The organism is Bacteroidota bacterium, assembly GCA_016706255.1.
Lineage (GTDB): Bacteria > Bacteroidota > Bacteroidia > Chitinophagales > BACL12 > UBA7236.
Window position 1 is genome coordinate 1017670 of sequence record JADJJZ010000029.1, and the last position, 14406, is coordinate 1032075.

A 14406-nucleotide genomic window follows, 5' to 3' on the forward strand; every position below is an offset into this window, starting at 1 on the left:
CCCACAGAAAAAAGGCTCCGTGGGTTTGTTGAATTTATTGTTTAACAGAAAATATTATTTATCGGCAAACTTATATCCTACCCCACGAATGGCGTGGAAATAAACCGGACTTTTAGGGTCTTTTTCAAAATATTTACGGAAAGCGAGAATGAAGTTATCAATAGTTCGGGTTGAAGGGTAAACATCGTAACCCCAAACAGTTTGCAAAATGAGTGTACGGGAAACCACTTCATTTTTTCTGTCGATTAATAATTTCAGCAGTTTTAATTCCTTATTGGTAAGTTTTACATCACCATTAATTCCTTTTGCTTCGTAGGTAACAAAGTTGATTACGTTACCACCAAACTCATAGGCATGAAATTTATCTTCAGCAGGTGTTTTTGATGTACGTTTCAATAAATTAATGATGCGTAATAATAATTCTTCAAGGTTAAACGGTTTGGTCATATAATCATCACCGCCGGTTTTTAACCCTTTTATTTTATCAATAGAAGCATCTTTCGCAGTTAAAAATAAAATAGGTGTTTCACGATCGTCGAGGCGAATTTGTTCGCAAACATCAAATCCATCCATTTCAGGAAGCATAACATCTAAAATAACCAGGTCGAAACGTTGTTCTTTAAATGCTTTTATTGCTTTAGCTCCATCAGCAACTGCTATTACTTCATAACCTTCCATTTCGAGGTTTAATTTGAGGTTTTCGCGAATGTGGTCCTCGTCCTCAACGATTAAAATTCTGTAGTTCATAGTTAGAGTTTTGGGTTATGTGGGGTTATACGATACGAATTTAACAGGGTTTAACTTTTACTGTCATCATTTTGTCTTTTTTATGCGCCTACCGGAATTGATACTTCAAATATAGAACCCCTTGGTGAATTATTTTTTACATGGATACTGCCTTTATGCATTTCCACTACATGTTTAACAATAAATAAACCCAATCCGGTTCCCTTAGTTTTGCGTGTTTCTTCGGTGCCTATTCGGTAAAAACGTTCAAAAATGCGTGTTTTTTCAGAACCCGGAATACCGATGCCGGTATCTTTTACGGTAAGCATCACATTTTTTTCATCACCACCTAATTTTACAGTTATTTCTGCATCAGCAGGTGAATATTTGATAGCATTTTCTATGAGATTATAAATTACCGATGAAAACGAAAAGCGGTCGCCATAAATATATACATCCTTTTCAATTTCATTTAAAAATTTGCGCTGATTTTTATGTTTGATTTTTATTTTTTCATAAATGTTTTCTGTTATGGATGATAAGTCCATTAACTCCCTGTTTAAACTGAAATTGGTACTTTCAATTTTAGAAGCCAATAAAATATTTTCAACTAATAATTCCAGGCGTTCAATATCATCCATCGACATATCAGCCATTGATTTAATGTGTTCTGCATCGAGTTGGCGTTTTTGTATGGTTTGCATACTTAATTTTAAAGATGCCAATGGTGATTTTAATTCGTGGGTAATACTTAACAAAAAATTATTTTGTTGTCTGGTCATGGCAATTTCTTCTCTGAATGTTTTGCGAATGCGCCAGAAACCTAATGAAATGAGGCCGATAAAAACAATACCTTCACCATATAACATCAGTTCAGTTCTTCTGAAATCGGCATATAATTTAGTGTATACCGATGATTGTTCAAACCGCGACAATAAACCACCATTTATTGCATAATTATTTCTTTCCCGGTCTACAATATCATTAAAATTTTCGACATTGTTTTTATGTAACAAATACGACCACCAAATAAATGATGTCGCAATGTATATAAATACAATGTGAAAAAACAACCAATATCTAGATTTTTGTGAATTAGGCATGGTAAACGTAGTTTTCATTGAAAATCAACGACAAAACCGCACATATTATTCTTCCGGTTTGGTTAATTTCTTCATCTGTATGAGAAGCTGACACAAAACAAACTTCATACCCTGATGGCCCGATGTAAATACCGCGGTTCAACAATTCGGCATGAAAATATTTAAATTTAGCGAGTGCATTGCTATCGATTTCTGATGCTTTTCGAATCACACAATTTTCAGAAAATGCTATCCAGAAAATGGAGCCGATGTATAATATATTAACCGGAATTTTATTTTCGAAGGTATGTTTATTAATTAAATCAGCAAGCATTTTGGTTTTGCGATTTAATGATTCGTAAAATTCGGGTTGCAAACATGCATTTAATTGCGCAATACCTGCAGAAATAGATAATGGATTTCCTGACAAGGTTCCGGCCTGATAAACATTGCCGTCCGGAGAAACATGTTGCATTATTTCACGACTTGCACCATAAGCGCCAACGGGTAATCCGCCACCAATTATTTTTCCGAATGTGATAATATCCGGTTGGATACCATAAATTCCTGCTGCTCCTTCAAAACCTAATCGGAAACCACTGATTACTTCATCAAAAATCAATAAAATATTATGTTGCGTGCATATATCCCGTAAAAATTGCAAAAACTCTTTTCGTTGTAATAACAGTCCGTTATTTGCAGGAACTGGTTCTATTATAATGCAGGCAATATCGTTTTTATATAATTGAATGGCGTTTTCAATAGCACTTTCATTATCCAATTCAACAACAATAGTTTCGGCTGCAAAGGCTTCAGGAACGCCTGCTGAGGATGTTTCTCCCAATGTTACCAATCCGGAACCTGCTTTTACCAGCATGGCATCACTGTGCCCGTGGTAACAACCTTCAAATTTGATTACTTTATTTTTTTTGGTGTATCCTCTTGCTAAACGAATAGCACTCATTACAGCTTCTGTTCCCGAAGAAACAAATCGTAATTTTTCTATAAAACGATGATTTTCAAGTATCAGTTTACCTAAAATATTTTCATATTTAGTTGGTGTGCCAAATGAAGTTCCACTTTGTAAAGCTGTATTTACCGATTGTATAACGCTATCGTCGGCATGACCTAAAATGAGTGGTCCCCAAGAGCAACAAAAGTCAATAAATTCATTATCATCTTCATCCCAAACGCGGCTGCCTTTTCCTTTTTTCATAAATAAAGGCGCACCTAAAACCGATTTAAATGCACGTACCGGTGAACTAACGCCACCCGGGAACATTTCCTTAGCTGCTTCAAATAATTTCTCTGAGTTTGTTCTTTTCATAATTAATCTGCTATAACCGGTAATTCAATAAAAAATGTGGTTCCTTGTCCTTCTACAGATTCAAACCAAATATAACCACCGGCACTTTCTACAATATTTTTACACATGGCCAATCCAATACCCATTCCTGAACTCTTGGTAGTAAAATTGGGAACAAAAACTTTATCTTTTTCGTTCTCTGCAATTCCGCGTCCATTGTCGGTAACCTTAACCATGGCGCGGTGTTCAGCCATATATAATATTACATTTATTTTCCCTTCTCTATCATCGGGAATTGCCTGAATGGCATTTTTTATCACATTATTAAATACCCGCAACAATTGATTTTTATCTGCAAAAACCTCAATTCTGTTATCCGGTAGTTGCAAAGTTAATTCAACATGATCGTGTTCATTAAACAGTGATGTAACATTGGTTAATAAATCATTTAAACACAATTGTTCATTCACTGCTTTTGGCATTACCGCAAAGTTCGAAAATTCGGATGCGATATGCGTGAGATTATCTATTTGTTCTAAAATAGTATCCGTTACTTTCGAAGTGAGTTCTTTCACATTTGGCGCATTACTTTGAATAGCACGTTGCAAATGCTGAATACTTAAACGCATTGGCGTAAGCGGGTTTTTTATTTCATGCGCAACCTGTTTTGCCATATCACGCCAAGCACTTTCCCGCTCCGATTTTGCCAGTAATTCGGCAGAATTTTCGAGCTCCTTTAACATCTTATTATATTCCGCAACCAATAATCCGATTTCATCTTCATGGGTCCAGTGAATTGGATCGTTACCTTTTCCGAGTTTAATTCCTTTGAATTTACCCGCTATGGTTGCCAGCGGACTGGTGATACTGCGCGAAACGAAAAATGCGATAATACCGGCTAAAATGAGCAATAACACATATACGTTCACCAGGGTTACCATAAATGAAGATATCTCTGCTCTTAAATTTTGCTCTGTGGCAAAATAAGGCAGGTTGAGGTAAAACATCGTTTCTCCTTCATTATCCAATACGGGAACATAAGCCGAAAGGAAGGGTAAATCACCAATTTTTTCAGTTTGAATGAACCAGGTTTCTTTATCACAACTCATTTTAAAATAAGCCAGCGAATTCATTTTTTTAGAAACCAATCCTTTATCAAAAATATCCGGCTGCGAAGAAGCTAATAAATCTCCACCCGGTTTATAAATATTGATATCCATTTCATGAATTTCGGATAATTCACCTACCTTATTACCTATTTTTTTAAGTTGTAATGCATTTAATCCTTCGCCCTTATTTTTTTTGCGACTATCACTAAAAAGGTAATCGATATTTGTTTGAACACCTTCAATTTTATTGAGCAATCGTTGTTTATGTGAGAAATTATATTGGTTTGAGATATAATAAATCGTTGCCACACCCATCATAATAAATGCGAAAATGATGAGGCTGATTACAGATGTTTGTATTTTATTTTGCAGCGATGCATTCAGCCATTCTTTAAACACCAAATTACCCTGAACCACACGCGAAAGCCATTCCAATAAAATAATAATTACCAAAAATATCAGGTAAAAGAAAAACAGATAAGAAAAGATAGAAACCGGCTGAAACCAATTATCCTGAGGTACCGAAACAATTACCTTTTTATTTTCATTTACCTTATAAAGGTAATGGTTGTAGTCGTTTTGTTGAATGGTTGTAGACTCAAGATCCTTATCCATATAAAAAATATCCATTAGCGGATAGGAATAATCCCCTTCCCGTTCGGATAAGGTATGGTCGTTATAAACAGCATAATCAAAGGCCACAAAACTTTCGGATGTTCTCAGGTCATCATCAATAAGTAATTCAGGGTAAATACTTTCACCTGTAAACTTACGGGGAACCATGCGCAAATAGGCAATGTAATTTTTATCGCTGTCGTTATGCACATTCAATTCAGCGAGGTAATAATAATTGCCGGTATAATCGTTAATAAAATATAAATTTTTTGCCGAGGTAAATTCACCATTGTTTTCAATTGCATCGATAAATGAATATCGCGATGGTGTAGCTTCAGCATTTGTACTGATAATTGCCGTGTCGTTTTTAAACACAAAAATATCAGTAGCATATTTTTTGAAATAGTTTGATTGTAAATCCTGTCTTATCTGATTAATTACACCCGGACGAATGCGTTCTTCATTGTCGCGCGTAACACCTTGCATAGCCAGTTGTTTAATTACATCGGCTTCAATATCACTAAATAAATATTCCGTAATCGGGTCTTTTTCAATTGATTTTTTTAATGCAAATAGCCGTTTGGTTTCAATTTCTTTATGTGCAATGGAAGTGCTAAAAATGTAAGCGCTGAACGATGAAAAATAAATGAGCCAAATCATCATTCCACCCAAACTTCTGGTGCCAATTTTATTGTTTAATAAAAAGATGCGTATCAATACAAATCCGGTAACCAGCGCAATCATGTCGGTCTGTAATGCCCTTCCGGTAAGCCTTTGAAAGGTCAGTGCCAAAATACCCACTAAAAAAACAATTATTACAAAACGATATTTTTTTTCTGCACCGCGCACCATAATTTCCACACACCGAATACCAATAAAAAAGTAACTGAGCAGCAATACCGAAATGCATAAAAATCCGACAAAACTGAAGTAATTTAAGGAGAAAAAATTATTGATATTAAATGAAATAGATGAGTCAATAATTAAACTTCTGAATATCTGCCCGGTAAGTAACGAAGTGAGTACCAAAAACACAGCAATTAACAGCGATGCAATTTTTGATATTGAACCTTTTGTTGAAAGTTTAATATAAAAATGATTCGAAAAAAACAGTGAAAAAGTGAATAATAAAATCGTTTTTATCAGCAAATCTCCGGTTGAATTTGCAATACCCGGCGAACCATAATGCAGCGGATCAAACAATGGTAAATAGATAAATATTTGTTTAAATAACAACATATTTACCACCAGATACAAACCAATCAGCATAACTATTATTGCCGTTATACCCAAAAACCGGTTGAATTTGGCCGCTATCCATTTTGCTGTGTGATAAATTATGATCAGCAAAATGATAAAAGCAGCAGCTAATAAAATATAAACAAGCGGCGTGTAAACCGGCACAGGGCTAATTTCAGGATTGGGCGAAATATAAAAAATTTCGTTCCCGTTTAATGAATGCACAGCAGCTGTGCTCGGGCTTGGTCTAGCTTGCAATTTTAAGTGTGCAGGGATTTGAATACCCGGTGTTTTTACGTCGTTGAGGTATTTGTTTTTTATGCCGAAATCAAATTGCAGCGGGAGGAAACCAATAACATGGATTTCACCGGGAAAATCATGTTGGAAAATGATGTATTCGCCATTGGTTTCTGAAATAAATAAAGGTGCATCATTATAAACCAGTTGTGCCTTAACGGGTGTAATAAAATTATTGGTCCATATAATTGCACTATCCTGCTGATAAACAATAATACCATATGGTTTAGCTGCTAATCCGGAAAATTCCTCAAACGTATAACTATCGGTAATGAGGTTACTGACAATCTGGTCGTTGGAAATTGTTTCAATAATTTCCTCTTCCAAATCCTGATATTCATTTTCGATACGGTTAACTGCAACGTTTGTGCTCAGGTTGCGTTGTGTTTGCTGCACCATAATAAATGCGGCAACCACTGCAATAACAAGCAGGGTTCCAGTAATTAAGCCGGGCGATTTTCTTTTCAACAATTCAGGATTTAATAAATATTTGCCAATAATATAATTTTCTTCCTATATTGGCATTGCCTTTTATACAAAAATCGGGCTATAAACGCGGGTTATGATAAAATGAGCAGCGTTTGCATTCCTGAAATTTGTATCGGCATTTTGGCAAATATGATGTAAAAATAACATCCAAACCATTAAATCAACTCAACCAAACCTATCGCTTATGAGAAAAGTTTTTACGCTCATTACCTTTCTTACAATTACAGCCGCTATGCAACTTTCAGCCCAAAACCGCACCATAACGGGTGTAGTGCTTGATGGCTCGTCGAATGAACCCATTCCCGGTGCTTCAATAATTGCAAGAGAAGACCCTACCGTTGGGGCAGTTTCGGATGTTGACGGCAAATTCACATTGAGTGCGCCGGCGGGTGTAAACACCCTTACTATCAGTTCCGTTGGATTTACCACACAAGAATTTGTAATCGGCAACCAAACAAACCTTACTATTAATCTACAGCCTGCAGATTATAATCTGGATGCAATTGTAGTGAGTGCTTCGCGTCGCCAGGAAAAAATTCTGGATGCACCTGCTTCCATTACACTTATTACACCCGAACAATTAAAAAATACAGCCGCCGTTACACCAATGGCAAACTTAAAAGGTGTTCCCGGCGTAGATATTATAAATACCGGCCTCGTGCAAAGCAACGTGGTAGTGCGTGGATTCAACAATATTTTTTCCGGCTCATTATTAATGATGGTCGACAATAGATATGCTGCCGTTCCAAGCTTAAGAGCAAATGTTGCCACATTTATTCCAACCGATAATATTGACCTCGAACGTATTGAGGTATTGCGCGGACCTGCTTCTGCTTTATACGGACCAAACTGTTCGAATGGTGTTTGTCATATGATTACCAAATCACCCCTTACTCAGGAAAAACAATTTATGACAACCGCTTCAATAGGACTTGGTTTCAGAAGTAAAATAAGTGATACCATTTTAATTTCTAATCCCGTTGACCCAACAACGGGTTTGGTTTATGATGACTATACACCATTATTTGATTATGATAATATTGGTGAACGTATGTTTTATACAGCATCGTTCCGCCATTCAGGAAAAATTAATGACAGATTCGGATATAAAATATTATTTACCTACCTCGATGGTATGGATTGGTTATACGACGATCCGTTTGAACCTGCACAAATTCAATTAGGTTATCAAACTTCTGAAGGTCGCGTGAATGTTGGTGATACCATTCAAAATGTGCGTGACAATCATATTAATAAAATTGGATTGGATTTGCGTTTTGATTACCGCATGAAAAATTCAGGCGAACTTATTTTTAGTGGTGGACTTACCGAAAACGATGGTATTGAATTAACCGGTATCGGAGCAGGTCAGGCAATAAACTGGAAATATTATTATGCACAGGCAAGATATTTATATAAAGGCTGGTTTGCACAGGCATTTATTAATGGTAGTGATGCCGGTGATACTTATTTATTCAGAACAGGCGACTTGATTATTGACCATTCAAAACAATATGTTGGTCAATTGCAACACGGCGATGAACTGATGAATAAAAAGTTGAATCTGGTATACGGAACCGACGGTATATATACAGCTCCGGATACTGAAAATACGATTAATGGTGAAAATGAGGAAGATGATAATATTTTAGAAATTGGCGCCTATTTACAAGGTGATTATAAAGCAACTTCTAAATTTAATTTGATTGCAGCCATGCGTTATGATTATCACAACTTTGTGGATGATGCATTCTTTTCTCCACGCGCCGCTGTTGTGTATAAAGCTAATTCAAAAAATACATTCCGTTTAACGTATAACCGTTCGTTTTCTGCACCAAGTTCTAATAACTTAAATCTTGATATTTTGCAGTTAGGCGATTTAACCGGATATGCACAATTGTTCCAAGGTTACCTTGGTTCCGATTATGTTCCGAATATGCCATTATATGCAATTGGTAACCGCGATGGATTCCACTATTCATATGATGAAAACGGATTAGCACAATATACTTCTCCGTATTCGCAGTATCTCGGATATGATGCAGACCAATATTTTTCACTGGATAATAGTTTAGAAATCAACAACGTAATTTGGGATGCTACACGCGGATTATTACAATCTGCATTTGATGCTACCATTCCCGGTTTAGGTATTGCTTTGGTGGGATGGTTACCTGATGATATTACAGTTGCTGCAAACTCTGTAGCTGCATTAAATCTTACCACTGAAGAATTTGACCCAATCGATGAAAAAAATATTACCGATTATACTTCTATCAAAAATTCAGCAACCAATACTATTGAATTAGGATGGAAAGGTTCATTGGCCAACGATAAAATTTTCGCCATGGTTGATGTATATTATAATATGATACAGGATTATGTGAGTCCACTTACCGATATTACACCAAACGTATTTATAGATGGTGCTGAGTTAGCTGCTTATGTTACACCTATTATTATGGGGAATTTTTATGACACAACAGGTTCTAACGAAATTCTTGCCGGTTTAGTAACTTCAACATTAGATGATGACCCTGCTTACGGTGGAAATAATGACGGTACAGGTGTTGATGAATTTATTAATCTGGTTTTAGCAGCAGGTGCAGGTTTACCGGTTGGTACAGTTTCACCTATGGAATATCCTGACGGAGCAAAATATGTTACCTATGTTAACTTAGGTGATATTTCTGTTTTTGGTGCAGATTTCGGTATGAGCTGGTATGTAAATGATGATTTAACCATGCAATTTTCTTATTCATGGGTAGATAAAGATTCAGTGGAATTACCGGGCGCTCAGTTAGGTTATGTAGGTTTGAATGCTCCTAAAAATAAATTGTCGGTGCGCGGATTTTATGATATCACTAAAATAGATTTGAACGTTGGATTAAACTTCCGCTGGCAGTCATCATACCCTGCAAACTCAGGTGCTTATGTTGGAACAGTTGAATCAATAAATGATTTAGACCTTACTTTAAATTATACACCTGATTATATTAAGGATACTCAATTTACCTTGTTAGTAACCAATTTATATAATCACGAACAACAGTATTTTGTGGGTGCACCAAAAATTGGTAGTACCTACTTCTTTAAAATTACCAAATCGTTTTAAGATACATTTGAAAACCTGTATACGAAGAGAAGTCCGCCCCGGCGGACTTTTTTTTATGTACCATTAAAACAAGCTATCTTCGCAATCATGTTCAATACGCTGCGCAATATATTTCAACCAAAACTTCCGCATAAAAAAATATTATTATACGGCTTACAACGCAGTGGTACCAACTATCTTGAAACATTAATACATTTGAATTATCCGAATTGCCAATTTATAAACGGAGAAATTCGCAATGAAATTATACATAAACATTTCAGGTTATACGATAATAAAAATTGTATCCCTGAACCACAGTTTGAAAACACTGCACACTTTAACAGCTTAGCTGATTTTGAACAAGCGCTGCCTGAAAATAATATTCCTGATATTTATTTGGTCATGTCTAAAGACCCTTATAGCTGGTATACCAGTTACGTTGGATGGAGCAAAAAAAATAACTGGCCAAAACGCGATTATCATTATATTGAAGAATACAATCTGTTTTATGGTAAGTGGAAGTTTCTGGCTTCGGGCGAAAAACGAATACTATTTATTCGCTACCAGGATTTATTAACAGCACCGCAAACAGAATTAAATAAGCTAGCAACAGCTTTATCTCTCCCCATAAAACAACCCATTCGCACTACCAAAAAAGTATATGCATCGCGAAGATTTACCGATGATAAAAAGGATGCTTTTCTCAACAAAAGTTATTTAGGTAAAATTGATGCGGGCGACTTTACCACCATTAATACATTGCTTGATGTTGATTTACTCAATCAACTCGGTTATAGCATTGAGCAACGGTCTTAAAAGATTAAACTACTTTTTTCGCTTCATTCCACAAGGCATCCATTTCGGCAAGTGTCATAGTATTGAGGTCTTTATTTTGAGCGCGGGCCTGCTCTTCGATATATCGGAAACGGGTTATAAATTTTTTATTCGTGCGTTCAAGCGCATTTTCAGGATCCACCTTTATAAATCGGGAAAGGTTGATCATCGAAAACATCAAATCACCAAATTCTTCTTCCAGTTTTAATTTATCGTAATCGGGGGTTGCTATCACTTCTTTTAATTCCTGCATTTCTTCCTCAACCTTATCCCAAACCTGTTGAGTATTTTCCCATTCAAATTTTACCTGTGCTGCTTTTTCCTGAATGCGGTAAGCCTTTATCATTGATGGCAAACCATTTGGCACACCTTGTAAAACCGATTTTTTTCCTTCCTTTAATTTAAGCTGCTCCCAGTTTTTTTTCACTTCCTCTTCATCAGCCACTTTTACATCACCATAAATATGCGGATGGCGGTGAATCAATTTTTCACATTGCGCATTTAATACATCAGCAATACTAAACTGTTCCTGCTCCTCTCCTATCTTGCTGTAAAATATCATATGCAGCAACACATCACCTAATTCTTCTTTTATTCCCTGCCAGTCGTTTCCGGTAATTGCATCAGCCAGTTCATATGTTTCTTCAATGGTGAGGTTACGCAAAGAATGAATGGTTTGTTTTTTATCCCAGGGACATTGACTGCGCAGTTCATCCATGATAGTAAGTAATCGGTTAAAGGCAGTTAATTTAGCTTCAGTGGAAATATTCATGTCCAATTAGTTTTAAATACAAAGGTCAGTAATTAAATTGGCATCTTAATTGAGGAAAGTAACACATTGAAATTGAACAAAAAGATACAGTTCTTGATAATTGCACACCTATATATATATAGGTGTACCCTTTTGGGTCAGATAAATGTGCAAGACAGTCTTATTCAAAAGACAGATTCTCTGCCAACCAAAATCGTTGAACAAGGAATTCAGGAGGAGGTTAATAACGCCAAAATAAAAACCGTTCAATTAAACCGCAGCGATTTACAATTGGCTTATCCGATTATAACACTCGGTTCAGCAGATATACTTGATTTAGGGTTTGATGATTTACGCGGTGGTGTGCGCAACTACTATTATACATTTGAACATTGTAATCAGCAATGGGAAAGCAGTGCATTAAGCAGTTATGATTTTATAGAAGGATTTGAAGAAAACAGGATTGACAATTATCGTTTCTCTTTTGCCACATTACAACGATATACCCATTATGCATTAAGCTTTCCCAATAATGATGTACAGTTTCGTATCAGTGGCAATTATGTAGTAAAGGTTTGGGAAGAAGACAACCGCGATACACCGGTACTGATCAAACGATTTTTTGTAAAGGAAGATTTGGTTGACATTAATGGGGATGTATATCGGCCTAACCTGATACCATATCGCAACGAATTTCAGGAAATCAATTTTACGATAGATATTCAAAACCTGGAAATAGGTGCTGCTTTTGATGAGATGAAAGTGAGTTTGATGCAAAACGGAAGGTATGATAATGTGCTATACAATATTAAGCCCCGACTGGTGACTAATGATAAGCTGTTTTATGATATTGATGATATTGTATTTCCGGCTGCCAAAGAATACCGCCGTTTTGACACTAAAACCCTGAAATTTCAAAGCGACCGCATCGTAAAAATTGAAAAAGCGAACGAAACTTATCAGGTATTTGTGAATGTAGATGATAGTCGTGTATACCAGAAGTATTTTTATGAAAAAGATGCAAATGGTCAATATGTGATACAAGCCGATTTAGCAAATGATGTTACTGTAGAAGGTGATTATGCAAATGTGCATTTTGTTTTGCAGTATCCCTACATGATAACATCAGGTGATGTTTATGTTTTTGGAGAGTTATCCGGAAACAAAATGACCGCAGCGAATAAGATGACTTATGATTTCGACAAGCAGCAGTATACTGCCGAATTATATCTGAAGCAGGGATATTATAATTATGCCTATGCGGTAAAATCATTTGACAGTAACAAGGCAGACTTCACTTATACAGAAGGTAATAGTTTTGAAACCGAAAACGATTATCAACTGCTGGTGTATCAACATGACTTTAGTGTTGGTTACGACAGGTTGATAGGATGTGCCTATTTCAACTCGGTGAAGTAATTCCCTTTGCAGTTCATTTAGATAGTTTCCACACAAGTGAATTTGAATTCCATTTCCGAATAGTTACATTAGATGCTAAATTCGAAACAGCGATGAAACAATTATTACTTTCTTTTTGCCGATATAACCTGTGGGCTAACCAGCAAATAATAAATACCTTACAATTATTGCCACCTGATATTGTTGATGCAACAGTACCAAATAGTTTTCCGAGCATACGCAAAACCATTTATCATATGTGGGATGCACAAGTGATATGGCTTGGGCGCATGCAGGGTATATCGCTTACCACGTGGCCCAGCGCTGAGTATGGCAGCGACTTTGCGGGTTTCGATTTATATTTCATTCGACAGTGTGAAGACTTTATCAACTTTGTTGAAACGCGACATGAAAGTTTTTTCGAATCCATTTGTTTCTATCGTGCAATAAATGGTAAAGAACATCAAACAAGAAATGGCGATATCATTTTACATTGTATGAATCATTCTACTTACCATCGTGGTCAGCTCATTACCATGTTGCGTAATTTAGAGGTTGTTGAATTGCCAACAACAGATTATATCGCATATAACAGATTGGTTCAGGAAAGTAATAATGTTGTTTAATAGATTTATTACCGGCAACATTTTACGGAATATCGCAAATAACAGTTTGTAAATGCTAATGCTAAAATGTTATAACAGGATAAAATTACGCTTGTTAGATTCTAGAAATAATTCAAAACAGGTTAATGCATATCATCTAAAATTGGCAAAATAGAATAAATAAGAAACGAAATGAAGATAAATACAAGTGTAATTGAAATGTTTAAAGAAGGTTTATCAACGAAAAATGGTAAAAAAGTACTTAATCATAACATAGTTGTATACAATAATGTGCAAAACATGTGAAAATCAACAATTTTTTTTTTAATTTTTTTTGATAATATAAATTTATGTATAATTTTGCAATAACCAAATATTTTTCCAATGGCAAAATCAACAAAAAAATCAGCTGGCAAACGTGGACGTCCTGCCGGCAAGAAAGCAGCCGCTAAAAAAGCTGCTCCAAAAAAAGCAGCAAAAAAAGCAACTAAAAAAGCCGCTCCTAAAAAAGCTGCTAAAAAAGCTGCTCCTAAAAAAGCCGCTAAAAAAGCTGCTCCTAAAAAAGCTGCTGCTAAAAAAGCAGGTAAACGTGGCCGTCCGGCTGCAAAAAAAGCCGCTAAAAAAACAGCAAAAAAAGCTACAGCAAAAAAAGCAGCTCCTAAGAAAAAAGCTGCTCCTAAGAAAAAAGCAGCTAAAAAAGCTGCCCCTGCTGCTCCAGCTGCCGGAAACGGTGCTGCTTAATACAAGTAGTTTAAAATTTAAGAAAGGGGATCATTATGATGGTCTCCTTTTTTTTATGCCTGATATTTCCGTTTGTGATTTTTCGTAACAGGATTTTAAAAATGAATTCTTTCCAAA

10 protein-coding genes are annotated in these 14406 nt (G+C 35.9%); 5 read left to right on the forward strand and 5 right to left on the reverse strand.

Annotation, left to right across the window (positions count from 1 at the left end; translation table 11 throughout):
• Positions 1-54: 54 nt before the first annotated feature.
• The 4 genes from IPI65_22345 to IPI65_22360 all read right to left on the reverse strand — a co-directional run bounded on the left by IPI65_22345 (position 55) and on the right by IPI65_22360 (position 6842).
• A complete protein-coding gene (locus IPI65_22345; protein ID MBK7444172.1) occupies positions 55-747 on the reverse strand; it encodes a response regulator transcription factor in 693 nt (230 codons plus the stop codon).
• Positions 748-827: 80 nt separating this feature from the next.
• Entirely contained in the window at positions 828-1829 is a 1002-nt protein-coding gene (locus IPI65_22350) for a GHKL domain-containing protein (protein ID MBK7444173.1), read from the reverse strand.
• On the reverse strand, positions 1822-3135 hold the full coding sequence (gene hemL / locus IPI65_22355) for a glutamate-1-semialdehyde 2,1-aminomutase (protein MBK7444174.1): 1314 nt from the start codon (positions 3133-3135) through the stop codon (positions 1822-1824). Before hemL ends, IPI65_22350 begins: the two co-directional genes overlap by 8 nt.
• Before the next feature lie 2 nt (positions 3136-3137).
• Entirely contained in the window at positions 3138-6842 is a 3705-nt protein-coding gene (locus IPI65_22360) for a GHKL domain-containing protein (protein ID MBK7444175.1), read from the reverse strand.
• Between the two features lie 205 nt (positions 6843-7047).
• On the opposite strand from IPI65_22360, the gene IPI65_22365 reads away from it, so the two are divergent.
• On the forward strand, positions 7048-9978 hold the full coding sequence (locus IPI65_22365; GenBank protein ID MBK7444176.1) for a TonB-dependent receptor: 2931 nt from the start codon (positions 7048-7050) through the stop codon (positions 9976-9978).
• 87 nt (positions 9979-10065) lie between these two features.
• Positions 10066-10776, forward strand: coding sequence for a sulfotransferase domain-containing protein (locus IPI65_22370; protein MBK7444177.1), 711 nt, complete (start codon positions 10066-10068; stop codon positions 10774-10776).
• A gap of 4 nt (positions 10777-10780) precedes the next feature.
• Here the strand turns inward: IPI65_22370 and mazG are convergent, their stop codons facing one another.
• On the reverse strand, positions 10781-11566 hold the full coding sequence (mazG, locus tag IPI65_22375; protein ID MBK7444178.1) for a nucleoside triphosphate pyrophosphohydrolase: 786 nt from the start codon (positions 11564-11566) through the stop codon (positions 10781-10783).
• A gap of 147 nt (positions 11567-11713) precedes the next feature.
• Here mazG and IPI65_22380 point away from each other — a divergent pair, with 147 nt between their 5' ends.
• From IPI65_22380 to IPI65_22390, 3 genes are all read left to right on the forward strand, one after another.
• Complete coding sequence (locus tag IPI65_22380) at positions 11714-12964, forward strand: DUF5103 domain-containing protein (protein MBK7444179.1); 1251 nt, start codon at positions 11714-11716, stop codon at positions 12962-12964.
• Between the two features lie 92 nt (positions 12965-13056).
• Complete coding sequence (locus tag IPI65_22385; protein MBK7444180.1) at positions 13057-13569, forward strand: DinB family protein; 513 nt, start codon at positions 13057-13059, stop codon at positions 13567-13569.
• Between the two features lie 363 nt (positions 13570-13932).
• Entirely contained in the window at positions 13933-14289 is a 357-nt protein-coding gene (locus tag IPI65_22390) for a hypothetical protein (GenBank protein ID MBK7444181.1), read from the forward strand.
• The last annotated feature ends 117 nt before the right edge of the window (positions 14290-14406 follow it).

Coding starts and splice junctions, on each gene's coding strand:
- IPI65_22345 (MBK7444172.1), bottom strand. CDS start 747: ATGAACTACAGAATTTTAATCGTTGAGGACGAGGACCACATTCGCGAA.
- IPI65_22350 (MBK7444173.1), bottom strand. CDS start 1,829: ATGCCTAATTCACAAAAATCTAGATATTGGTTGTTTTTTCACATTGTA.
- hemL (MBK7444174.1), bottom strand. CDS start 3,135: ATGAAAAGAACAAACTCAGAGAAATTATTTGAAGCAGCTAAGGAAATG.
- IPI65_22365 (MBK7444176.1), top strand. CDS start 7,048: ATGAGAAAAGTTTTTACGCTCATTACCTTTCTTACAATTACAGCCGCT.
- IPI65_22370 (MBK7444177.1), top strand. CDS start 10,066: ATGTTCAATACGCTGCGCAATATATTTCAACCAAAACTTCCGCATAAA.
- mazG (MBK7444178.1), bottom strand. CDS start 11,566: ATGAATATTTCCACTGAAGCTAAATTAACTGCCTTTAACCGATTACTT.
- IPI65_22385 (MBK7444180.1), top strand. CDS start 13,057: ATGAAACAATTATTACTTTCTTTTTGCCGATATAACCTGTGGGCTAAC.
- IPI65_22390 (MBK7444181.1), top strand. CDS start 13,933: ATGGCAAAATCAACAAAAAAATCAGCTGGCAAACGTGGACGTCCTGCC.